Origin of the sequence: Pseudovibrio sp. Ad5, from assembly GCF_001623095.1 — a bacterium.
GTDB lineage: Bacteria > Pseudomonadota > Alphaproteobacteria > Rhizobiales > Stappiaceae > Pseudovibrio.
The window spans coordinates 240,584-262,832 of sequence record NZ_LMCH01000063.1; the positions used below are offsets into that span (position 1 = coordinate 240,584).

Below are 22,249 nucleotides of genomic sequence, written 5' to 3' on the forward strand. Positions count from 1 at the left end.
TCCCTCTCCATGCAATCAGAGGAGGCCTTGCTCGCGTTTGGCCTCTTGCAACTCTTCTTCATCGGTATATCCGATGAGAATACCGGCCTGAAGCTCTTTGCCTGCGTTGGCTTTGATTTGCTCGTCGGTCATCGTAATGCGAGTGTGATGCTTGCGATACCAGGTAAACAAAGCCTCGCTCATACGTTCCCGTTCTGCGGCAAAGGCAGGATCAGCGCCAAGGTCATTCAACTCTTGTGGGTCTTCTTCAAGATCAAAGAGCATAGGGCGGAAACCTTCCGCATGGATAAACTTCCAGCGCTTGTCCATGATCATCGCAAGGCGGCAATCTGCCACCGGCAACCCAAGATCCATCCGCGCATTGCGCATAGAATAATCGTACTCACTAATGGCAAACTCACGCCACTGAACAGGCTCAACAGTTTCGAGCAACGGCAAGAGAGAGCGGCCTTCAAGCACGTTTGATTTGGGCGTGCCGCCACAGAACTCAACAAAGGTCGGCGCCAGATCGATTGCTTCGACCAACTCTTCGCTGACGGTGCCCCGCGTCTCGTCAGCCTCCGCTCTTGGATCAACAACGATCAGCGGAATTTTGACAGATGGTTCGTGGAAGAGCTCCTTCTCGCCCATCCAATGATCGCCCAAGTAATCCCCATGGTCGGAGGTGAACACTATCATGGTGGTGTCTGTCAGGCCCTTTTCGTCGAGGAACGCCATGAGCTTGCCGATTTCATCGTCGATCTGTTTGATCAGGCCCATGTAGGCAGGAATGACTTTTGCTCGCGTTTCATCATTGGAGAACGCCATGGAAACGCGCTCACCCATAAAGGCCTTAAACACAGGATGCGGATCTTGCTTTTCAACATCTGAGCGAACGACAGGCAGAACATCATCTGCTCCATACATGTCATGGTAGGGGGCAGGGACGATATAGGGCCAGTGAGGTTTGATGAGTGAAAGATGCACACACCAAGGCTCCTCACCGGCGACGGCAACAAAGTCTTTGAACCGCTGGATCATGTAAGGCGTTTCAGCATGTTCAGCCTGAACCCGCGCCGGTTTATCAGCGTGACCAAGCAACCAGCCGGAGAGGATCTCACCGTCCTCGCTCTCAGCTGAGTTCGCCCATTGCTCCCATTGGTTTGGGCCATTGTATCCTTTGGCTTGGAGGTAACTGTCGTATTGCGGATTTGGAGAGTATGACCCATCGGGGTGAAGTCCGTCATCTCGCTCGAACACTTCAAACCCGCATTCAGCAACGCGGGCACCAATGAAGCTTTCCGGAGAGATGCCGAGGCGGGCCATGCCGTCAGAATCTGCACGCATATGGGTTTTACCAACCAACACGTTGCGCACGCCAATCTCTTGCAAATGATCCCCGAGCGTTGGCTCCCCGACACGAAGCGGTATGCCGTTCCACGTGCTGCCGTGAGAGCGCACATAACGCCCGGTATAGAAACTCATGCGAGATGGGCCGCAAATGGGAGATTGAACATAAGCGCGGTTAAACCGAACACCTCGTTCCGCAAGTTTGTCAATATGTGGAGTGTGCAGATGCGGGTGACCGTAACAGCTCAGATAATCAAACCGTAATTGATCACACATGATCCAGAGCACATTGCGCCCGTTAGCCATATCAAACACCTCCCCTGATTGATGTGGCTATATTCCCTTATTTGTCACGGGATTAGCAAGAGGAACTCCGTGTTTTACTTGACCTAAATGGCGTTGAGTTTTTCAACCATTGCTGAGCAAATTTTGCTGGTTATACTCTTGCGTGTTTCTGAATAAAGAATTTTGAGGGAGATAGTTGAAATGTATTTGTCGAATAAGTTTATTGCATCGAGCGTTGGGGTATTGGGCTTAATCAACTTGTTTATGATGCAATCCGCGGGCGCAGCAGAACGTGTTGTCTCCATTCCTGTCGACAACCAGAGTGTGGTCGGTACTTTGGAGACCGCAGCACAAGAAAACGCCCCAATAGCAATTCTGTTGCATGGTTTTACCGGAACGCGTGACGAGTTACCGGTAAAGGAAACTGAAGAAGGTGTCTTCTCTCGCATGGCACGTTTGCTGGCCGAGCGCGGTGTTTCATCGTTGCGGATTGATTTTCGGGGCTCAGGTGAAAGTGATGGAAAGTGGGAGGACACAACGTTCTCCGGGCAGATTAAGGATGCCGTCACAACCATTGACTGGGTACGTGCTCAAGAGCAATTCAAAGGCACTAAGATTGCTTTGATTGGATGGAGCCAGGGTGGGCTTGTTGCCAGCCATGCAGCAGCTGCGCGGCCAGATGTCGACACCATAGTTTTAATGGCACCCGCAACCAACCCATTGGTGACGTTTACGGGCCTCTTCGGAACGGAGTTGGTGAACAAAGCGATGACTGCTGATCCTGAAACGCCGATCACAGGAAGCTTGCCATGGGGTGTTGAAACAACACTGAAAGCCCGGTTCTATCAGGAGATGCCAGTTACCAGTCCATTGGCAGCGATGGCGCACTATGACGGGCCATTGCTTGTAATGATGGGTCTTAAGGATGCTCTGATCAGACCGCAGCCAGCAATTGGTGGTGCCTGGATGACTTATCATGATGGTGAAGAGAAACTCGTCGTGCTTGATACTGATCATGTTTGGAGTGCGTTTGAAGGCCCGCAGATGATTAATGAGCAAGTCGTTCCGGCGATCTTAGGGTGGTTTGACACGCAGCTTTAAAGCGGAGCTTGGTCAGCTGCTTACACCAGGCAGCTGATCGCAGCTGAATAACTTTCAGTATAGTTTTGCCGATGTTCCACTAAGCTTTGTGCCGCAATATGATGGAAGTTTAAGGGCAAGCAAGGTGCTGGATGTAAAACTAAAAGAGCAAACAGTCGCGATCCCAATCGGAGAGCAAAAGATTATCGGGACACTCGCTGGTGCGACGGAGGCAAAGACTCCCCTATTGATCCTTCTGCATGGCTTTCATGGAAGCCGTGATGAGCTGGCGATCAAAGGGACAGAGGAAGGCATCTTCTCTCGTATGGCTCGTATACTAGCCGAAGTTGGCTATGCTTCCTTGCGCATTGATTTTCGTGGGTCTGGTGACAGTGACGGGGCTTGGGAAGATAATACATTCGACAGCCAGAGAGATGATGCTGTTGCAGTTATTGATTGGGTCCGCAGGCAAAATCAATTTTCATTTTCCAAACTCATCCTGGTTGGATGGAGCCAGGGTGGCTACATAGCTGGCTGCGCAACAACCGAACGGCCTGATCTTGATGGCATTGCCTTGCTGGCGCCAACTGTGCACCCAAGGAAGACGTTCCGGCATTTGGTTGGTGAGAAAGTCAGAACCTGTTCGGCCTTATCAGATCCAGATAGACTGGTTTCCGCGGAGTTTCCATGGGGAACCAAGATTCAGATTAAAGCCCAGTTTTTTCACGACTTGCCCGAAGTCCCGCCAGTTCTGGAACAATCAGGCTTTGCCGGAGCGATGTTGGTCGTTGCTGCTATAAATGACCGAGTCATTTTCCCTCAACCAACCGTCAGTGAAATCTGGCTGCGTCGCCATTCGGGACCAAAGCAACTTGCTGTCATCAACACAGATCATGTATTCGGCGTGATGGAGGGCCCAGAAGAATTCGATCACCAGCTCATGCCCGCATTGTTGAATTGGTTGGTAACTCGCTTTTGAAGGTGCCGCACCCACCCACGATATCGGATCGTGAATGGGCGCTTCTTGGGAGGGGAGAGCGTCTTAGCTTTCGACGAAGCGTTGCAGGTCGTTGAAGCTGCTGCTCCAGCCGTGGTTGTGGTTTTTGGTCTGCTCTGGTTCGGCGAATACTTTTTGTAACATGGTCATCCGGGTGCCATCCTTGATCGGCTCGAAGGTGACCTCAACGTCTGTCTCGTGACCGCGAACGCCATCATTTATCCAGCCCCATGTGAAGCAAAGGCGGTTAGGACGATCCAGAACCTTGTAGATGCCCGAAACCGTATAAGCTCCGCCTTCTTTGGTGGACGTCATGGTGGTTTTCCATTTGCCACCTGTGCGTACGTCCATTTCGCATTCTGGTGTGGTCATACCTTCAGGGCCCCACCACTGTACGAGCATCTCTGGATTTATCCAGGCATCAAAGACTTTTTCGGGAGAAGCTTTGAAGTCCCGTGTGATGCGCAGTGTGGTTTCATCCTGTGTCATGCTATCGGCTGCCGTCATTGTCTTCCCCTTGCTGTTTATCGAGTAACGCTTCCAATCGGTCGAAACTGGTGTTCCAGAAGGCTCGGTAACGCTCGATCCATTGATGCAGGTCTGCAAAACGTTCTTTTTTCAATGCACACACCCTCCATTGCTTTTCGACGCGTCGTTCGATGAGGCCAGCGCTTTCAAGCAGTTTAAGATGCCGGGATATGGCTGGAGCAGACATCTTGAAGGGTTCGGCCAGTTGTCCGACTGGCAAGTCTCCTTCATTGAGAAGTCGCTCGACAATGGCAAACCTCGTCGGGTCGGCCAAAGCGCCAAAAACTTCCGGCAAGTTGGTTTGTGTATTCATTTCACCATCTCTTTAATTAACATAATTGTTAAATGAAGATTCAGGCTTCGTCAACCCGCACGACTGATTCACGTATTGTCGGATTTGCTTTTTGATTGGGAGAGATAAGTGTTTATGGAAGGGGAGGGCTGAAGAAAGTTGCTCACAGGCTGAGTAATTTACAAATATATCTGTGCGTCATTTTGGTAATAAACAATAACAATTGGTACCCAAAAAATAGATCTGCCAAACGCTGCAATTTATTCAACATTCTGCGGCAGAAAGTCATAGAAAACCAAGAAAAACTGCGATAGGTGGCAATCTATTCTTTGGTGTCTGGACATAAGTATCAGCACCTTCCCTCAAAATCAAACGATGTGTCGCTCGCTGGCCAATTTCTGCGGGAACAACGGCACAATCCCGGAATTCGCAGGCCAGTTATGAGTGAGATGGTTTCGCATGCCCCAGCTCAGGGGAACGTTAAATTTGGCATCCTTTGGATGGTGGCAGCCATGTTTATGTTCGTCATTGTCGATAGTGTCGGCAAGTATCTGTCTTTGTCCTATCCGGTACTGCAGGTGGTCTGGGGCCGGATGTTTTTCCATCTGCTGTTCATGCTGATCTTCTTGGCGCCTCGCGTGAAAACCATGATCACACCCAACAACGGGTCAGTCGTGTACCTGCGTGCAATTCTTGTTTTGGTTATGACAATTGGCTCGGTCGCTGCTGCGCAGCTGATCCCCGTCGCAACGCTCCACGCCATAGCCCTGCTTTCTCCTATGATGGTGACGGCGATGTCTGTTCCAATTTTGGGCGAAAAAGTTGGTTTGCGGCGTTGGGCTTCAATCCTCGTGGCGTTCATCGGAGCGCTGTTGATTGTAAAACCAGGTGCAGGTGTGCTTGATTTTGGTGCACTGATCGCCGTGGCGACCATTGTGGTGTATTCTGCAGGTCATATCGTGGCGCGGTACGCCAGCAAGTTTGATAGTCCTTCGACAGTTCTGTTTCATACAGCTCTGCTGGGAGCTGTCGTCACTTCCTTGTTTACGCCAATTTTCTGGCAGTCACCTGATTTGGAAGGTTGGACTCTGCTGGCATTGATCGGCGCAGTGTCTGGGTTTGGGCACTACGCTATTGTGAAAGCGTTTTCTTTTGGGGAGGCTTCAACCATCGCACCCTTCAGTTACAGCAGCCTTATTTGGGCGATGCTGATCGGGTTGATGTTCTTTGGTGAGTTTCCTGACGGACTGACTCTTGTTGGCGCTGCCGTCATCTTTGGGTCCGCCATTTATATGTGGCATCGGGAAAAAGTCTTGGGGGGAGCGGCGTAGATCAGCCACCAGTTCGGCATAATGCTTTGATTGTTAAAACTCTCTGCTTTAAAACTGGGGGATCACTGCGAGGGGGAACAGTATGCATGTGAAAATGCTTGGTTGTGGCGACGCGTATGATCCGCAAAAAACGAACTCATCTTTGTTGATCTCAGAAGGTGAGTTCAAGCTTCTTATTGATTGCGGCCCAACCGTGCCTCAGGCGTTGTTTGCAAATGGCATGACAGCTGAAGATATCAGCTGCATCTACATCTCGCATTGCCATCCGGATCATTGTCTTGGTTTAACAACGCTGCTCAATTACATGAAATCGTTCAAGCGCTCGAAGCCGTTGACTATCTTTCGTCAGGCTTCTCAGCATCAGGCTTTGTATCGGCTTATGGAATTTGCGTACTGGCCGGAAAAAGACCTGGGGTTTGACCTCCACTGGCAAGATTCTGAGGATTTAGCAGTCGTTGGGCCTTGGAATGCGGCGACCACCGCCAGTAATCATTCAGTTCCAAACCGCAGCCTGCAGCTCAAAAGCGAAACTGTAACCCTGTTTTATTCAGGCGATGGCCTTTTGTCTCCAGAAGGGGAGCAGCTTGCTGCGCAGGCGGACCTTGCCTTCATAGAATGCGAATACATGACTGCTGCAAACGGGCATGGCTCCTGGGCAGATGTAAAAGACTTGCCGCGAAAAGCAGGCAGTCGCTGGGTGCTGTACCACATTGATGACGCGTCCAGACCTGCCGTGGCTGAAGCCATCAAGGATTATGCGGGGTTTTCTCTGGGTGAAGATGGTCGTGAGTTTGAACTCGCGGAACTGAAGGCTTAGGCGACTGCCTGAGCCTTTCCAAGCCAGTCAGTGGCAAAGATTTTTGCCGTTAGAGGCTTGGCGAAATGATAGCCTTGCGCATAGCAACATTTGATATCTTTGAGCAGGTCAACTTGCGTCAGGTTTTCAACGCCTTCTGCAATAACCTTCAGGTCGAGCAGACTGGCCATCGCGGTGATTGCTTCAACAATATCGCGTGTGGCCTGATCTGTTTCCATCCTCTGCACAAAGCTATGATCAATCTTAAGCTTGTCCAGCTTTTGGGTGCGTAGTTGCCAAAGCGCAGAATGGCCGGTGCCAAAGTCATCAATGGCGATGATCATGCCAGCATTGGCAAGGGCATCTAGATTGATTTGAGTATGGCCTGTTTCGTTGATGAATGCGGACTCACTCAATTCAATCTCGTAGATTTCTGGTGGAACTTCCAGGCTCTGCAGCAGAGCGAGAATCTCGACCACACGATTTGGCTTTGCCAGCTCTCGTTCCGAAAGGTTGATTGCGATGCGGCCTGCGAACTCGAACCCTTCAGCAACCCATTGACGATATTGGCAGGCTGTCTCGCGGAAGAGCCAGTCTGAAATGTCGTCGATCATATTTTGACATTCGGCAATCGGAATGAACTCGGAGGGGGAGATCGCACCAAGGTCCGGGTCTTCCCAACGCATCAATGCTTCAACGCCGTAAAGCTTGTCGTTCTTCAGCTCTACAATTGGCTGATACTTGAGGCGTAAGTTGCCTTCCTCAATAGCAGCTGTGAGCTTTTCGGAAATCAGAACTTTGCGAACGACGGCTTCTTCCATCTGACAGGTGTAGAAGCTGAAGCCGAGATTGTTGTACTTGGAATGGTACATGGCAATGTCGGCTTGCTTGAGCATGGTGCTGCTGGACGCACTTGCCAGCTGGCTCACAGCAACGCCGATACTTGCAGAAAGAATTGGAGATTGCTCGCCCAAATCAATCGGGGCGACCATTGCTGTCTCCAGACGGTGAACCGTCATTTCGGCTTCCGCGTTGGAAGTATCTCGCAGCAAAATGACAAACTCGTCACCACCAAGGCGAGAGAGCAGGGCATTCTCGGTCAAGACGCTCTCAAAGCGCTTAGCGGCCTGCACCAGGAACTGATCGCCAGCGTCATGCCCCAATGTATCGTTGATCTCTTTAAAACGATCCAGATCCATATAAATGACAGCGCACTGGTTTGAACCATCCTTGGTCGTTGCAACAGCGCTTTCCAACTCTTGCAGAAAGTGCGCGCGGTTTGGCAGGCCAGTCAGAGCATCGGTGTAAGCGAGCTTGGAAAGTTCCTCTTCGCTCTCTTTTTTAGCCGTGATGTCTTTCTTGATCGCCAGATAGTACTTCTTGTTCGCACTGCCACCTTGCCATTCAACCGGAGAGATCTTGGAGTGCTCGACGTACTCGGAGCCATCCTTGCGCCGGTTGATGAACTCACCTTCCCATGGCTTGCCATGGTTCAAGGTTGTCCAGAGATCATCAAAGGTTTCGCGTGGTGTCTTACCGGAGCGCAGGAAGTCCAGATTTCGACCAACAGCGTATTCTGCGGAGTATCCGGTCGCTTTCTCAAACTGCGAATTCACATAGACAATTGTACCTTCATGATCTGCAACCATGATGGTTTCAGAACATTGCTCTACTGCAACTGAAAGAAGCTCAGGAGGTACTGGCACAAGATCCTCGGCTAGACTCAAAATAAAATTGCATGCACTGAATAATTAAACTCAAAGATAATCGCAATGCTTCACTGCAGATAATTAAGGGAAAGATTTAGTTATAATTGTCTTTAATGTTTCGTTTAGGAATAATGAAATCTAAACACCGAAGTATGCGTAAGTATTGGTGTGTATTTATATTATAAATTTTGTTGATGTATTAGTACTGCTTGGCGCATTTTTGCGCAACATTAAGTCTTATAGGGCATTTGAGTTGAAATAGAATTTGCATTCAACATCGTGCCGATGTTTCTTTGGGTGTTTGGAAAAGAATATTTACCACTACATTTATAACTAGAGATTTAGTTCTAATTATTGTCCATAGTTTTCACGGAGTATACAAGGGTAGATTGCAGATCAAAAAAGGAGAGCAATTGCTCTCCTTTTTGTTGATTATGCGTTCTGCAGCTGTGCGGTTATCGGGATATCCCGATAACCGCCGGCCGTGCTGCTTTCAACGGCGAGGTCAAGGACTTGCTGAAGATTCGCTGCATGGCGGAAGGTTGGGTGGCCATTCACACCAGATTGCACGGCCTCTGCAAATTTACGGTAGTTGTTTGGTGTTGGAGCAAGCTCAATCTGCTCCCATTCAGCCTTCTCAAGGTTTGGGCCTGAACAGACGAACAACTCACCCAGACCACCCGTGTTGGTGACTTTTATGCCGCCCTTGGTACCATGAACCTGAAGGTGCAGGTCGTTCATATGCCCGGAAGCAAAACGGCTGGCATGAACAACACCAACAGCGCCAGATGTGGTTTCTGCCATCATGGTGAAGCTGTCATTGGCATCCAGTTTGTACTCTCCAATCTGATTGCCCGGTGCTTTGTCAAAGGTCTTCAGGTGGCAGGAGATAGACTGGTACGGCGCGCCAATCGCAAACCCGGCAAAGTCGAGAATGTGAATGCCGACGTCCCCCAAAACGCCCAGTGACCCGTGCGCTTCAGAAAGGCGCCAGAGCCATTTCTCTTCTTTGTCCCAATGACCCCATGCAGGTTGGGTCAGCCAGCTTTGCAGATAAGAGGCCTCGAAATGGCGAACTTCACCAATTTCACCTGCTGCAATCAGCTCATGAGCTTTCTGAAGGGCTGACACGTCGCGATAAGACAGGTTGACCATGTTGATCAGACCGGCTTTTTCGGCTGCAGTTGCCATTTCGTCAGCATCGGCAAAATTGCTTGCCAGTGGCTTTTCGCAGAAGACGTGTTTGCCACCTGCCAGAAGCGGCATTGTGGTTGGGTGGTGGACAGCATCAGGCGTGACGTTTGCTACCGCATCAAATTCGCCCCATGCAAGAGCGTCTTCCAGTGAGGTGAAGCGTTTGGCGATGTTGTGTTCATCACAGAAGGCTGTAAGGCGTTCTTCATTACGGTCAACGCCGCCAACGATTTCAACACCGTCGATTTCACCGAACTTGTTGGCATGGCTGTTTGCCATGCCGCCGGTTCCTACAATAACGAGACGCATCAACGATACCCTTCCTCGCCTGCTTCGTGCAGGCGTGGTCCGCGTTCTTCAATTTTCTCTGGTGCTTCATCTACTGGCACATTTGGAGCCGCATTCGGATCAGCAATGCGCGGTTGCGGGTTGTAGGCCCACTTCACGCCGTTGGCGATGACGCGCTGTACGGTTTCGTTGTGGTATGTTGGATAGGTCTCATGGCCTGGGCGGAAATAGAAAATATTGCCTGCACCGCGCTTGTAAGTCAGGCCGGAACGGAAGACTTCACCGCCCTGGAACCAGCTGATGAAGACAGTTTCCAGCGGCTCTGGCACACCAAATGGCTCGCCATACATTTCTTCGTTTTCCAGCTCAAAGCTGTCTGGAATGCCTGCAGTGATTGGGTGGTTGCGGGATGTAACCCAAAGCCGCTCACGCTCGCCAGCTTCGCGCCATGTCAGGTTACAAGGTGCGCCCATCAAACGCTTGAACGGTTTTGCAAAGTGCGCAGAGTGGAGAAAAATCATGCCCATGCCAGACCAGACACGTTCACATACACGTTCAACGATTTCGTCAGAAACGTCTCCGTGCGCTGCGTGGCCCCACCAGATCAGAACATCTGTGTCTGCAAGACGTTCTTCGGTCAGGCCGTGCTCTGGATCTTGCAAAGTTGCGGAGGTTGCAGAAATTTCTGGATCATTGTTCAAAGCAGCAGCAATGTGATTGTGCATCCCATCAGGATAGATGTCGGCAACAACTTTGTTTTTTTGCTCGTGGACGTTTTCGCCCCAGACAATGGTCTTAATCATTGGCGTATTCCGATAGATGTGGAGTGTCTTGCCTGAGGGCCAGACAAAACGGAGATATGGAAAGGGCCTTCCCCATTGCGAGAAAGACTGCGGACTTGTTCATTTTTGTAGGTGCGATGCTATCGCGTCTTGGGACCGCAGAACGCGGTTGACTTCAACTCTGCTTCAACCTTGGTATGAAATGCCAATGAAATATCAAGAAATTCACCGAAACATTTGTTGCAGTGCAACCGATTTACTGCGAACTGTAGAATCCGTCTAAGTAACGCGAAGTTCTCAGTCGAATTCTACAATTAGTCACTTCATTTTCTAGCAGGTTTTACGGACTAGGAGACCTGTAGGGCTTCGTTAAAGGCCAGTGCCAACGTTTCTCCCGCGACAGTTTTTTGTGTCGCCACATAAAGTTGTAGGGTCTGATCAAAGGTTGATCCCCCAAATGAGGTCTCACAAAGCACAGTCAGGTCGCCTCCCTGATGGCTGGTGACTTGGGCCTGAGTGGGCTTGTTATCTTCCCAGATAAGATCGACCTCAAAACCACCACGCGCACGCAGACCACGAACTTTTCCTTTCGGCCACGCGCTTGGCAAAGCAGGCAAGAGCTGAATGCCGTTGTGGGTCGTGTTCATCAGCATCTCGGCAACGCCGCGTGTGTAACCAAAATTGCCATCGATCTGAAATGGCGGATGCGCGATCATGAGGTTACCATAAAGGCCGCCGTCTTCACTCTTCGGCGCTTCATTCTCCACGCGGTTGAACATGTTATGGATGATCTTGTATGCATGGTCTCCGTCACCAACACGGGCCCAGAGGCAAATCTTCCACCCCATGCTCCACCCGGTTGCCAGATCTCCGCGGATCTCAAGAGCGCGCACGGAAGCTTTCAGTAATTCTGGTGTGTCTTTGCCGATTTGATCACAAGGGAACAAGCCATAGAGGTGAGACAAGTGGCGATGCGTTGGCATGAACTCTTTGAAATCCTGAGACCATTCCAGCACCTGACCTTGTGCTCCGATCTGGTAAGGCAACAACCGTGCAGCCTTTGTCTCTAATGTCTCTGCAAGAACGTCATCAAGTCCCAGTAGTCGGGCTGCAGCGGCGGTGTTGGTGAAGGTCTCCCGAATAATGGCGCAGTCCATGGTGCTGCCCTGATCGACTGTAATGACGTGCCCATCCTCATCCAGATACCGGTTTTCCGGACTGGTGCTGACCTTCGGCACCAGATAACCCTCCTTGTTCTCGCACAGCCACCATTCGTAAAATGCCGTTGCAGATTTCATCAGAGGGTAAGCGCGGTTCTTGAGGAATTCTTTGTCGCCAGTGTAAAGAAAGTGCTCCCACATATGAGAGAGCAACCAGCCCGCCGCCATGGGCCAGAATGCTGAGGCTGGGTCACACGGAGAGGGCACACTGTCACGCCAGATGGTGGTGTTGTGGAATGCACACCATCCAGGAGCATTGAACATTGTCTTGGCCGTGCGTGCTCCTGAGACTGCCAGTTCCTCGATCAGCATGAAGAGCGGCTCATGCAATTCGGAAAGACCTGTGATCACGGCTGGCCAGTAGTTCATCTCCAGATTGATGTTCATCGTATAATTGGAGGACCACTGCGGTCGGCGCAGGTTGTTCCAGATGCCTTGCAGGTTTGGCGGCTGACTGCCTGAACGAGAAGACGCAATCAACAAATAGCGGCCATACTGGAACTGCAACACGGCAAGGGCTGGATCGCCTTTGTCCTGAAACTGCTCTAACCGCGTGCTGGTTGGCAGATCGGGAATGGGATCATTGCCCAGTTTGAGCGATACACGGTCAAACAGCTTCAACACATCATCCATGTGTTTTTGCAGCATGCCCTCATAAGGAATAGAGCCTGCAGCTTCCAGTGCCTCTCTTACGATAAGAGCCGGATCTTTTCCTTCACGGCTAGGGCTTTTGTCCGGTCCGTTGAAGCTGGTTGCCATCGCAATGCGAAGGGTAACGGTTGTTGCGCCTTCCACATGCAGTTCACCGCGTTCTGGCCGGATACTCCCGCCTTCCAACTCAACAGAAAGGCCTGCCTCAAAATACGTGCCTTCCCCCAGGCCATCTTCGCTGTAAACAATACCGCCGCGATGTCCGTCCTGCTCATTCTCAGCAAAGGGACGGAGTTTGCCGTCTGCGCCAAAAATCTCGGGATTCCGGGCCTGTTCCTGATCATTCTCGATGCGCTCAATCACACGGCTGCTGGTAAAGGCGGGAGCTTGGCCGCGAAGATGTAAGCGCGTGTTATCAGCTTCCTGCGTAGTACGGCATGTCGGGTGCGGGCTGTCATAACGCAGACTGAGGGCGAGTGTGCCCGGCTTGTCTGTTGTCAGGCGAACGACAATGACATTATCCGGATAGCTGGCAAAGGTGGTGCGCTCGTATTTCACGCCGCCTTGCTCATAGCTCTCATGATGCAAAGAATGACGAATATCCAGCGCGCGGCAGTAGTTTGATGTTGCACCTTGGTCTTTCATTGTGATGAATAGATTGCCGACTGGTTGGTAGGCTTGCCCTTGCCGTCCTGTCCAGTTCTTGCGCACGAACTCTTGCGCTTCAAAGAGCTTTCCGTCTCTCAAAAGCTTTTCTGCATGCGCAATTTGATTTGCTATTTCCGGCACCGGATAAATACGAGTTGGTTCACCCGAATAAAGCGTATCTTCGTTGAGGTGAATACGGGTGTTTATTGGGCTGCCATAGGCCATCGCGCCAAGACGGCCATTTCCGAGTGGTAAGGCCTCGTTCCAGTGGGCAGCAGGTGTATCGTACCAGAGCGTATGAGCGGGATCAGCGTTTGGAAAAAAATCTGTAATCACGATGAAATGTCCTAGGAAGTACGGGCGGGTCCGGTGCTGTCGCGAACCTTCAAAATGTTGGATATAGAAACGGAGCGAGGTGGGATTGTGGGGTCTTCAATGATGGAAAGCAGCAATTTCCCCGTCGCTTCTCCAAGCGCATCAATGGGTTGGGAAACCGTAGTCAGGCGGGGGTGCATGGATGAGGCGACATAACTGTCGTCATAGCCAATGATCGAAAGATCCGAGGGGACAGACAGGTTCATCTCCTGAGCTGCATGAAGAGCTCCGGCTGCGAGTAGGTCAGTTGTCCCGAAAATTGCAGTGATGTCGGGCGAAGTCTTTAGCAGTGCACGCGTTGCTTCAAATCCAAAGGCGACCTGATCTTTCGCATTGTCCCGTCTGATGTGAAGCTCAACGGGCTCTGGAAACTGAGCTATTGCGCGCTGAACGGCTGCCAAGCGCAAATCATGGGGGCCTTCTGTGTGCCATGGCTCAAACGGCAGCAACATGCCTATGGACCGGTGGCCCAGTTTGAGCAAGTGCTGGATAGCGATGTGCCCACCCTGCACATTGTTGAGATTGGCATGAAACTGCAGCGGATCGACAGGATAGCTTTCCACCAGCACGCAGGCCACATTCGCCTGTTCAAGACGATGGATAAGAGAAGGGATGTGCGAAGTGTCCTTAAACGGACGCAGTAAAATACCACCAACGCGCATGTCGAGCAGAAATTCAATCTGCTCTTTTTCCATTGCCCGCTCACCATAGGTGTTGCTCATAATCGTAGTAAAGCCATGATTGAAGAGCGTATCTTCCGTAGCATCTGCGAATATTGAGCTGAAATGTGTGCTGTGGTCGGTCTGCAAAATACCAACGATGCGGGTCTCTTTTTGCCGCAAACTGCTTGCCATCTTGTTGGGCCGATAATCCAACTCAAGAATGGCTTGCTGAACTTTTTCGCGGGTTTTGGCATTCACTGGGCCAGTGTTGTTGATGACCCGCGACACCGTGGCCGTGGATACGCCTGCTACCTCAGCTACACGACGAATATCTGTCATGCCAAAAAAGTCCTCGCGAAAATATATTATTATGTAACACTCATAAGAGCGTGGGAGCGGGTCACTATGAATCAGAGTTTCATAAAACAGTCATGTAAAAATACGACCAAAAACATGTAAACGTTACACTTTGATGTTTCATGGTTGCGATTTATGGGTTTATACTAATTTTCGGGGCGTAACAAGTGAAATTGAAACTCACAACTGTTGCAATTCTGCGAATAATATAGATCACCTAGGGGTGTCGGTATGGGAGGAGACCTGCTGGCAAGCTTCAATATAAGACGCCGATTCGTCATATGAGTGTCATGTGTAGAAGCAAAAAAGTGAAAAGGATTACAGTGATTCCGATTACTGGTAATCTTTACACAAAGCTTGCGGAGGAATTTTGCAATGAGTTTGAAACGTAGTCGGCAGATGGTGTTTGGCGGAGCAGTCAGCGCGCTGGCCCTTGTGGCAGCCACAGCAGCAGCTTCTGCCAATCAATGTCCAGTGTATCATCAGGCACCACTTCTGGATCAGATGTCCGGCCTGCCAGCCGTTGCGGATCGCCTGCCGGTTAATCCACTCGTTGTTGAAGGGATTGAGGGTATCGGCACCTATGGCGGTGAGATGACCGATGTATATGCCGGGTCCCGTATCGGTGACTATCGTCGTTATGGATATGACCCGCTAGTGCGCTGGAGTCCGGATGGTTCCGAGGTTCTGCCTAACATCGCTGAGAGCTGGGACATCTCGGCGGATGCGACCACCTACACCTTCAAACTGCGCGAAGGCCTGAAATGGTCTGATGGCAAGCCGTTTTCTGCAAAGGACATCCAGTTCTGGTGGGATCACATTGAAACCAACCGCGAGATCAACCCCAAGGGTCCTCGCAAGATGTTCATCGTCAATGGTGAAGAAGCGAAAGTCGAAGCGCTGGACGACACGACAGTGCGCTTCTCTTGGAGCCAGCCAAACGGTGTCTTTATGCTGGACATGGCTTCACCCTACGGTCAGCGTGTCGTCCAGTTTGCTGAGCATTACGTCAAAGACTTCGTGAAAGACCTGAACCCGGACGGCGTTGCCAAGATGATGGCAGATGCAGGTGAAGCTGACTTCGGAAAATGGTGGCTTGGCCGCATTGGAACCTACGGTAAAAATGCTGAGCACAACGATCCCAACCGCCCAACCATGCTGGCATGGCGTCCGACTGAAGCGGTTCTTGGCAAAGAGCGTTTCACCTTTGAGCGCAACCCGTATTACTGGAAAGTCGATAGCTCCTGTAACCAGCTGCCTTACATCGACAAACGCACATGGGTACTGGCGAAAGATCCGGAAGTTGCGCTGCTGAAGACTGTTCAGGGTGAGATCGACATCTCTCCGCGCAACATCTCAACGCCGCCAAACCGCTCTGTCTTCTTCGATAATAAAGAGCGGGGTGACTACCGTCTCGTGACGGCAAACAGCTGTAACTACAACAATGCGCAGTTCATGTTCGCCATGAACCATCCTGATCCGGTCAAGGCGCAGGTGTTCCAAAGCAAAGACTTCCGTATCGGTCTCTCTCTTGCAATGGACCGGGACCTGATCATTGATGCCGTGTATCTGGGGCAAGGGGAGCCATATCAGGTCAGCCCGCGTCCTGAATCGCCGTATTACAACGATCAGCTGGCGCGTCAGTACACTGAGTTCGATCCTGATCTGGCAGCAGAGCATCTCGATAAGATCCTGCCAATGGGGCCGGACGGTAAACGTGTTGGTCCTGATGGCAAGCCATTCAAGTTCATTATTCATGTGAACGAAGGCTTCCGCCCGGACTGGGTGGATATGATGCAGATCATCGCGAAAGACTGGCAGGAGCAGGGTCTTGAGGTTGTGGTGAGTGTGGCCAGTGATGAGATCCACATGGCCACATTGGGTCGTGCTGACAAAGAGATCACCATCTGGGTAGGTGAGAATGGTTGCGGCCAGTTCCCGCTGGTGAACCTTGAGCGCCTGACCAACTTCAAAGAGCATGGCAACTGGGAAGGCTGGGATGCATGGCATGACCTGAAAAAGGATGCCAACGCAACCGTTCGTGAAGGTGTTGTACCAACAGAGCCGCCTGCCGGCGTGAAGCGCATGTATGAAATTACTGACCTGGTACCAACCAAGGTGGGTGATGAGCAAACGGCACTGATGGAAGAGTTTATGCAGCTTTCTGCAGACAACTTCCTGTCCATGGGTATTGCGTTGCCGGGCGGTGGTTTCCGCTCCATCAGCAACAAACTGCGCAATGTGCCTGACACGCTGTTGGAAGGCTGGCTGTATCCGGGTCCTGCACCTGTAAACTTCTCCAGCTTCTACATCGATCCTTCCAAGAAGTAATCGATCGCCCGAACCAATCTGCCTCTCCCTGTGTGGAGGGGCAGAGCCTTGCAACTAGGATATCTGCTTTAAATGGGAATGTTTGTTGTCAAACGGGTCCTGCTGATGATCCCAACCTTGCTCGCGATTTCGCTCGTCGCGTTTTTGGTGATCACGCTGCCACCTGGAGACTATATTGACCGACTGGTTTTGGAAGCATCGCTGGATGGAGATTACATCACTGCTGCTGAAGCCGAAGGTCTGCGGAAGATATATGGATTGGATAAATCCGTTCTGGCTCAGTACTTTGACTGGGTCTGGAAAATGGTAGTGCATGGAGACCTCGGGCGCTCTTTCAGTTATGAGTTGCCGGTTGAAGAACTGATCTGGGACCGTCTGGGCATGACGACGCTGCTTTCGATTTGCTCCATGGTCTTCATCTGGACTGTCGCCATTCCCGTTGGCATTTTCTCCGCTGTTCGCAAATATTCCCTCGGTGACTATGTCGCCACCTTCCTCGGTTTTATCGGCCTTGCTGTGCCAAATTTTCTGTTGGCGCTTGTGCTGATGTATGTTTCGTTCCGCTATTTTGGTCAAAATGTCGGTGGGCTGTTCTCACCGGATTACGTCAATGCGCCGTGGTCCTTTGCTCGTGTCGGTGATTTGATGGCCCATATCTGGATTCCCATGATCGTTTTAGGGACTGCTGGAACTGCAAGCGTGATCCGCACCATCAGGGCAAACTTGCTGGACGAATTGCACCGTCCCTATGTGGTCACCGCCCGCGCCAAAGGCATGCCGGAGCACTGGGTGCTCACCAAGTATCCGGTTCGTCATGCGTTAAACCCGTTCGTGTCCAGTCTCAACGAGCTGTTTGTGCAGATCGTGTCTGGCTCCACCATTGTTTCCATTGTGCTTGGTTTGCAAACCACAGGTCCGTTGTTGTTTGATGCGTTGCGTCAGGAGGATATGTACCTGGCTGCTGCTCTTATCATGTTCCTCAGTTTCCTGACTGTGATTGGAACTTTGTTCTCCGACATTCTACTTGCCTGGCTTGATCCGCGTATCCGTCGTCAGTTCAACAATGGGGGGCTGTAATGAGCGCTACTGATTTCGCTGGTGCACCAACAAGTTCACGCGCTTATGAGGGCCAGTGGCGCTTGATGTGGCGCCGATTCCGCAAACATAAACTCGGCATGCTGGGTGGCATCATCACGCTGTTGATCTATCTGATCGCCGTGTTCGTGGAGTTCCTAGCACCGCATGACCCCAATGATTTCAGCGTGCGCAACACCTATGCACCGCCGCAGAGCATTCATTGGTTGCTGGAGACAAAGGACGGCACAGTGTTTCAGCCGCATGTGTTGGGATACCGCTCCAAGATTGACTACAACTCAGGTCGCCGTACCTTTGTTGAAGACCCGCGCCGTGTTGTGAAGCTGGGCTTTTTCGTCAAAGGTAAGCCTTACAATTTGCTTGGCTTCATTCCTGCTGAGCGCCGTTTGTTTGGTCCGGTCAAGAAACGTGATCGCATGTTTTTGCTGGGAGCGGACCGTCTTGGCCGCGATGTGTTGAGCCGCACCATCCACGGCACGCGCGTATCCATGACCATCGGTCTTGTAGGCGTAGCCTTGAGCCTCGTGCTGGGCGTGCTGATCGGCGGTCTTTCCGGCTATTTCGGTGGTTGGGTGGATACGGTCACGCAGCGTGTTGTTGAGTTCCTGCAGTCTTTGCCAAGTATCCCGCTCTGGATCGGCCTCGCCGCTGCAATTCCGCCAGATACTCCGCCTTTACAGACCTACTTGCTGATCACGGTTATTCTGTCGATCATCGGTTGGACAGGGTTGGCCCGCGTGGTGCGCGGCAAGTTTATCTCTCTTAAATCGGAGGACTTCGTAAAAGCCGCTCGTTTGGACGGATGTTCTGTTCCGCGTGTTCTGGTAGGCCATATGGTACCAAGTTTCATCAGTCATATCATTGCGGTGGTGACGCTTGCCATTCCGGGCATGATTGTTGCTGAAACGTCTTTGTCCTTCCTGGGGATTGGCCTGCGCCAGCCTGTGGTCAGCTGGGGTGTTCTGCTGCAGGAAGCGCAGAACATCCGCTCTATTGCTAATGCACCATGGCTGTTCTGGCCGGGCGTGATGGTCGTGATTGCTGTGCTTGCACTCAACTTCTTTGGTGACGGTTTGCGTGATGCTGCCGACCCGTATTCCAAGTGAGGATTGAAACCATGAAACCCATGATTAACGTCACGGATCTCAGTGTTTCCTTCTCAGGAGATGATGGGAAAGTAACCGCGCTGGACAACATCAGTTTTTCCATTCCCGAGGGAAAAACGGTGTGTCTGGTGGGGGAGTCCGGCTGCGGCAAGTCCGTCACCGCAAAGGCGCTGCTGCGTATTCTGGATAACCACGCTGCCATTGAAAGCGGCAGCATAGAATACCAGCGTGCGAGTGGTGATCTGCTTGATCTTGCCCGAGGTCCTGCAAAAGCAAAGCATATTCGTGCCATTCAAGGCAATGAGATCTCCATGATTTATCAGGAGCCGATGACATCGCTGTCTCCGCTCTACACCATTGGTAACCAGATTGTAGAAGTGCTGCGCTGGCATACGAACCTGAGCAAGGAAGAAGCCAAGTTTCAGGCGATTGAGATGTTGCGGCTGGTGGGCATTCCCTCTGCTGCTGACCGGTTCGACAGCTACACCTTTGAACTGTCCGGCGGTATGCGCCAACGTGCCATGATTGCAATGGCCCTGATCTGTAACCCACGCCTTCTTATTGCAGATGAGCCAACGACTGCGCTGGATGTGACCACGCAGGCTATTATTCTGGACCTGATGCGTGATCTGCAGAAGACCCGCAATATGTCCATGTTGTTCATCACCCATGATCTGGGGGTGGTGGCAGATATCGCCGATGAAGTGGTCATCATGTATCTGGGCAATGTGGTGGAGCAGGGGCCTGTTGAGCAGATTCTCACCAACCCGCAACACCCTTATACAAAAGGTCTTTTGGCCTCCCTGCCTCACACAGATGGCAAGCGTCGTGCGCGCCTCAATGCCATTCCGGGCGTTGTGCCAAGCCTTCAGAACCGGCCCAGGGGCTGTCCATTTCAAGAGCGTTGTGACCACTTTGTCACCGGTCTTTGTAATGAAAAACTACCAGAACTGACTACGATCAGTGGGGTGCAAAGCGTCCGCTGTCACGGGTTTGGGGCACAGGCAGAACTTGTCCCACTACATGCGTCGACCTCCCAAGTTGATGACTGCCTGCATGTCTCAAACCCGGTAGACCGCACAGCTGCGCCAATCCTTGAGCTACAGAACGTGAGCAAACACTTCCCGATCCGCTCAGGCTTCTTCAACCGACAGACAGGAACAGTGCGCTCGCTGAATGATGTGTCGCTCAACATCTGGCGCGGCGAAACTCTTGGTCTTGTTGGAGAATCTGGCTGCGGCAAGTCCACACTGGGCCAGACAATTATCGGCCTGCACAAGGCAACCACGGGCAAGGTGGTGTTCCGTCCAAACGAGGAAGACGTTGAGCTGACTGGCAAAACGGACAGTCAGTTGCGTCCATACTGGGCGGATATTCGGATGGTGTTTCAGGACCCGAACTCCTCACTCAACCCTCGCATGGCGGTTTATGATATCATTGCTGAAGTGCTGCGGGTTGGACAGGAGCTGAAGAGCTCAAAGGACATTGAGCATCGTGTGCTTGAGGTGCTTGATAAAATTGGCTTCTCAAAAGAGTTCCTCAAACGCTACCCGCATGCTTTCAGTGGTGGTCAGCGTCAACGTATTGGTATTGCGCGTGCTTTGGCTCCTTATCCGAAGGTGATCATTGCGGATGAAGCGGTTTCCGCACTGGATGTTTCCGTACAGGCGCAGATCCTCAACCTGCTGAAAGACCTCCAGGAAGAGCTGAACCTCACCTACCTGTTCATCAGTCATGATCTCAGTGTTGTCGCCCATATCAGTGACCGTGTTGCTGTGATGTATGCAGGGCGGATTGTGGAGCTGGCAGATACGGAGACGATCTTCAACGCGTCAAGGCATCCTTATACCGAAGCGTTGATGAGTGCGATTCTGGAACCGGTGCCGAATGCCCACGCGGATGACACGCGCATCCGTCTGGAAGGCAATGTACCGGACCCGGCCAACTTGCCAAAGGGATGCCCATTCGCGCCGAGATGTCGTTATGCCACAAGCATTTGCGAGAGTTCTGATCCTTCGCTTGGTGAGATCAGCACGGACCATCTGCTTGCTTGCCATCATCCCGATGTGGTGCAAAATACACCAGTAGACCAGCTTGAAGCGATGGCGGGATAGCACTGATGGCAAGTATCCGGGATGTAGCAGAAAAAGCAGGTGTTTCAACGGCAACCGTCTCTCGTGTGTTGAACAAGGATGAGCGAGTAAAGGATGAAACCCGCGCAAAGATTCAGGCTGTCATTGATGAGTTGGGGTATCGCCCCAACCGTCTGGCAACCTCTTTGCGTCGGCAGGATTCCAATCTCGTGGCGTTGTTCTTGGAGAACCAGAAATCCCCGTTCGCAACCATGCTTTATGCCTCCATTGAGAAGACGCTGCATGATGAAGGCTTCAAGGTCCTCTCCTGCTGCACACGGGGAGAAGCGGAGCGGGAGCGCAAGTACACCCAGACCATGATCGAGATGCAGGTGGCGGGGGCAATCGTCCGCCCCTCCAACTCAGCAGCCGAAACGTTGAAGAACGTTAAGCGTTTGCAAGCCAACGATATTCCGACGGTCTACGTGGATATTCTTCCCGGTCGTCGTTCTGAATCCTTTGTGGTTTGTGACAACACGGAAGGGGGACGGATTGGCATGCGCTATCTGGTGGCGTTGGGGCATAAACATATCGGCGTGCTCGCGACCAAAGCCGATCATGATCCGCGCCGCGAGAGCGTTGGCAACCTACGTATGCGCGGCATACTGGAAGTTGCTCGCGAGTATCAGATTGAGAAGTCTGTCTACCTGCCAGAGCCTAATGAGCGTAAGCGTTATGATCTGGGGTATGCAACTGCCAATGAATTGCTGGATCAAAACCCTGAGATTACAGCGCTTTTTGCGATTACGGATACTGCAGCCATTGGTGCAATGCATGCGTGCTTTGACCGTGGTTTGCGTGTGCCAGAGGACATTTCCATTCTCGGGTATGATGGCATCCCGATCAGCAGCATCACCTCACCGCAGCTTTCTACTATCCAGCAACCGATTGCTGAAATGGGCGCGTCTGCCGCCCGCTATATCATTGAAAAGATACGTAATCCTTCCAGTAAGCGTCTGCACGAGACCAAGCCGGTTGAGCTGAAACAGCGGCGTTCCGTTTCCCATCCCCGTAAGGGATCTCTTCCTCTTTCTAAAGGTGCTGCGTAAGGCGCCAACTTT

At 51.6% G+C, this 22,249-nt stretch carries 17 protein-coding genes; 9 read left to right on the forward strand and 8 right to left on the reverse strand.

Translation table 11 applies throughout. The features are described from left to right. Positions 1-15 precede the first annotated feature (15 nt). Positions 16-1,635, reverse strand: coding sequence for an alkaline phosphatase family protein (locus PsAD5_RS20805; protein WP_063293496.1), 1,620 nt, complete (start codon positions 1,633-1,635; stop codon positions 16-18). 180 nt (positions 1,636-1,815) lie between these two features. Between PsAD5_RS20805 and PsAD5_RS20810 the strand changes: the two genes are divergently transcribed. Both PsAD5_RS20810 and PsAD5_RS20815 read left to right on the forward strand, forming a co-directional pair. Then, positions 1,816-2,715 carry an alpha/beta hydrolase family protein gene (locus PsAD5_RS20810; RefSeq protein ID WP_063293497.1) on the forward strand — a complete coding sequence of 300 codons (900 nt, stop codon included), beginning with the start codon at positions 1,816-1,818 and terminating at the stop codon, positions 2,713-2,715. A 124-nt stretch (positions 2,716-2,839) separates the two neighbouring features. Then, on the forward strand, positions 2,840-3,673 hold the full coding sequence (locus PsAD5_RS20815) for an alpha/beta hydrolase family protein (protein ID WP_063293498.1): 834 nt from the start codon (positions 2,840-2,842) through the stop codon (positions 3,671-3,673). A gap of 63 nt (positions 3,674-3,736) precedes the next feature. Here the strand turns inward: PsAD5_RS20815 and PsAD5_RS20820 are convergent, their stop codons facing one another. Beyond that, complete coding sequence (locus PsAD5_RS20820) at positions 3,737-4,198, reverse strand: SRPBCC family protein (RefSeq protein WP_208988724.1); 462 nt, start codon at positions 4,196-4,198, stop codon at positions 3,737-3,739. Continuing rightward, positions 4,182-4,532, reverse strand: coding sequence for an ArsR/SmtB family transcription factor (locus tag PsAD5_RS20825; RefSeq protein WP_063287665.1), 351 nt, complete (start codon positions 4,530-4,532; stop codon positions 4,182-4,184). The genes PsAD5_RS20820 and PsAD5_RS20825 overlap by 17 nt, the downstream gene beginning before the upstream one ends. A 419-nt stretch (positions 4,533-4,951) precedes the next feature. Here PsAD5_RS20825 and PsAD5_RS20830 point away from each other — a divergent pair, with 419 nt between their 5' ends. Both PsAD5_RS20830 and PsAD5_RS20835 read left to right on the forward strand, forming a co-directional pair. Continuing rightward, positions 4,952-5,842 (forward strand): DMT family transporter, encoded by an 891-nt coding sequence (locus PsAD5_RS20830; protein WP_063293499.1) that lies wholly within the window; start codon positions 4,952-4,954, stop codon positions 5,840-5,842. An 82-nt stretch (positions 5,843-5,924) separates the two neighbouring features. After that, positions 5,925-6,659, forward strand: coding sequence for an MBL fold metallo-hydrolase (locus PsAD5_RS20835; protein ID WP_063293500.1), 735 nt, complete (start codon positions 5,925-5,927; stop codon positions 6,657-6,659). On the opposite strand, the gene PsAD5_RS20840 is transcribed toward PsAD5_RS20835, so the two are convergent. From PsAD5_RS20840 to PsAD5_RS20860, 5 genes are all read right to left on the reverse strand, one after another. Then, the gene (locus tag PsAD5_RS20840) at positions 6,656-8,344 is read right to left on the reverse strand and encodes a putative bifunctional diguanylate cyclase/phosphodiesterase (RefSeq protein ID WP_063293501.1); all 1,689 of its coding nucleotides are present in this window, start codon (positions 8,342-8,344) and stop codon (positions 6,656-6,658) included. The two genes, PsAD5_RS20835 and PsAD5_RS20840, sit on opposite strands and share 4 nt — an antisense overlap. 435 nt (positions 8,345-8,779) lie before the next feature. Beyond that, on the reverse strand, positions 8,780-9,850 hold the full coding sequence (locus tag PsAD5_RS20845) for a Gfo/Idh/MocA family protein (protein WP_063293502.1): 1,071 nt from the start codon (positions 9,848-9,850) through the stop codon (positions 8,780-8,782). Then, entirely contained in the window at positions 9,850-10,632 is a 783-nt protein-coding gene (locus PsAD5_RS20850; protein WP_057461049.1) for a ThuA domain-containing protein, read from the reverse strand. Before PsAD5_RS20850 ends, PsAD5_RS20845 begins: the two co-directional genes overlap by 1 nt. A gap of 326 nt (positions 10,633-10,958) precedes the next feature. Further along, positions 10,959-13,466, reverse strand: a complete 2,508-nt coding sequence (locus PsAD5_RS20855) for a glycoside hydrolase family 95 protein (RefSeq protein ID WP_063293503.1) — start codon at positions 13,464-13,466, stop codon at positions 10,959-10,961. Positions 13,467-13,477: 11 nt separating this feature from the next. Next, positions 13,478-14,506, reverse strand: coding sequence for a LacI family DNA-binding transcriptional regulator (locus PsAD5_RS20860; protein ID WP_063293504.1), 1,029 nt, complete (start codon positions 14,504-14,506; stop codon positions 13,478-13,480). 393 nt (positions 14,507-14,899) lie between these two features. Between PsAD5_RS20860 and PsAD5_RS20865 the strand changes: the two genes are divergently transcribed. The 5 genes from PsAD5_RS20865 (at position 14,900) to PsAD5_RS20885 (ending at position 22,237) form a co-directional block, all read left to right on the forward strand. After that, on the forward strand, positions 14,900-16,855 hold the full coding sequence (locus PsAD5_RS20865; RefSeq protein WP_063293505.1) for an ABC transporter substrate-binding protein: 1,956 nt from the start codon (positions 14,900-14,902) through the stop codon (positions 16,853-16,855). Between the two features lie 72 nt (positions 16,856-16,927). Then, positions 16,928-17,932, forward strand: coding sequence for an ABC transporter permease (locus PsAD5_RS20870; protein WP_063293506.1), 1,005 nt, complete (start codon positions 16,928-16,930; stop codon positions 17,930-17,932). Continuing rightward, positions 17,932-19,056: an ABC transporter permease gene (locus tag PsAD5_RS20875; RefSeq protein ID WP_063293507.1), complete on the forward strand. Its 1,125-nt coding sequence runs from the start codon at positions 17,932-17,934 to the stop codon at positions 19,054-19,056. The genes PsAD5_RS20870 and PsAD5_RS20875 overlap by 1 nt, the downstream gene beginning before the upstream one ends. Before the next feature lie 11 nt (positions 19,057-19,067). Next, positions 19,068-21,170, forward strand: a complete 2,103-nt coding sequence (locus tag PsAD5_RS20880; RefSeq protein ID WP_063293508.1) for an ABC transporter ATP-binding protein — start codon at positions 19,068-19,070, stop codon at positions 21,168-21,170. 5 nt (positions 21,171-21,175) lie between these two features. Continuing rightward, positions 21,176-22,237, forward strand: coding sequence for a LacI family DNA-binding transcriptional regulator (locus PsAD5_RS20885; RefSeq protein ID WP_063293509.1), 1,062 nt, complete (start codon positions 21,176-21,178; stop codon positions 22,235-22,237). The last annotated feature ends 12 nt before the right edge of the window (positions 22,238-22,249 follow it).

Excerpts from the sequence above, each read along its gene's own strand:
- PsAD5_RS20805 (WP_063293496.1), bottom strand. The coding sequence starts at position 1,635 with ATGGCTAACGGGCGCAATGTGCTCTGGATCATGTGTGATCAATTACGG.
- PsAD5_RS20875 (WP_063293507.1), top strand. The coding sequence starts at position 17,932 with ATGAGCGCTACTGATTTCGCTGGTGCACCAACAAGTTCACGCGCTTAT.
- PsAD5_RS20870 (WP_063293506.1), top strand. The coding sequence starts at position 16,928 with ATGGGAATGTTTGTTGTCAAACGGGTCCTGCTGATGATCCCAACCTTG.
- PsAD5_RS20820 (WP_208988724.1), bottom strand. The coding sequence starts at position 4,198 with ATGACGGCAGCCGATAGCATGACACAGGATGAAACCACACTGCGCATC.
- PsAD5_RS20850 (WP_057461049.1), bottom strand. The coding sequence starts at position 10,632 with ATGATTAAGACCATTGTCTGGGGCGAAAACGTCCACGAGCAAAAAAAC.
- PsAD5_RS20835 (WP_063293500.1), top strand. The coding sequence starts at position 5,925 with ATGCATGTGAAAATGCTTGGTTGTGGCGACGCGTATGATCCGCAAAAA.
- PsAD5_RS20860 (WP_063293504.1), bottom strand. The coding sequence starts at position 14,506 with ATGACAGATATTCGTCGTGTAGCTGAGGTAGCAGGCGTATCCACGGCC.
- PsAD5_RS20865 (WP_063293505.1), top strand. The coding sequence starts at position 14,900 with ATGAGTTTGAAACGTAGTCGGCAGATGGTGTTTGGCGGAGCAGTCAGC.
- PsAD5_RS20830 (WP_063293499.1), top strand. The coding sequence starts at position 4,952 with ATGAGTGAGATGGTTTCGCATGCCCCAGCTCAGGGGAACGTTAAATTT.
- PsAD5_RS20845 (WP_063293502.1), bottom strand. The coding sequence starts at position 9,850 with ATGCGTCTCGTTATTGTAGGAACCGGCGGCATGGCAAACAGCCATGCC.
- PsAD5_RS20810 (WP_063293497.1), top strand. The coding sequence starts at position 1,816 with ATGTATTTGTCGAATAAGTTTATTGCATCGAGCGTTGGGGTATTGGGC.
- PsAD5_RS20880 (WP_063293508.1), top strand. The coding sequence starts at position 19,068 with ATGAAACCCATGATTAACGTCACGGATCTCAGTGTTTCCTTCTCAGGA.
- PsAD5_RS20825 (WP_063287665.1), bottom strand. The coding sequence starts at position 4,532 with ATGAATACACAAACCAACTTGCCGGAAGTTTTTGGCGCTTTGGCCGAC.
- PsAD5_RS20885 (WP_063293509.1), top strand. The coding sequence starts at position 21,176 with ATGGCAAGTATCCGGGATGTAGCAGAAAAAGCAGGTGTTTCAACGGCA.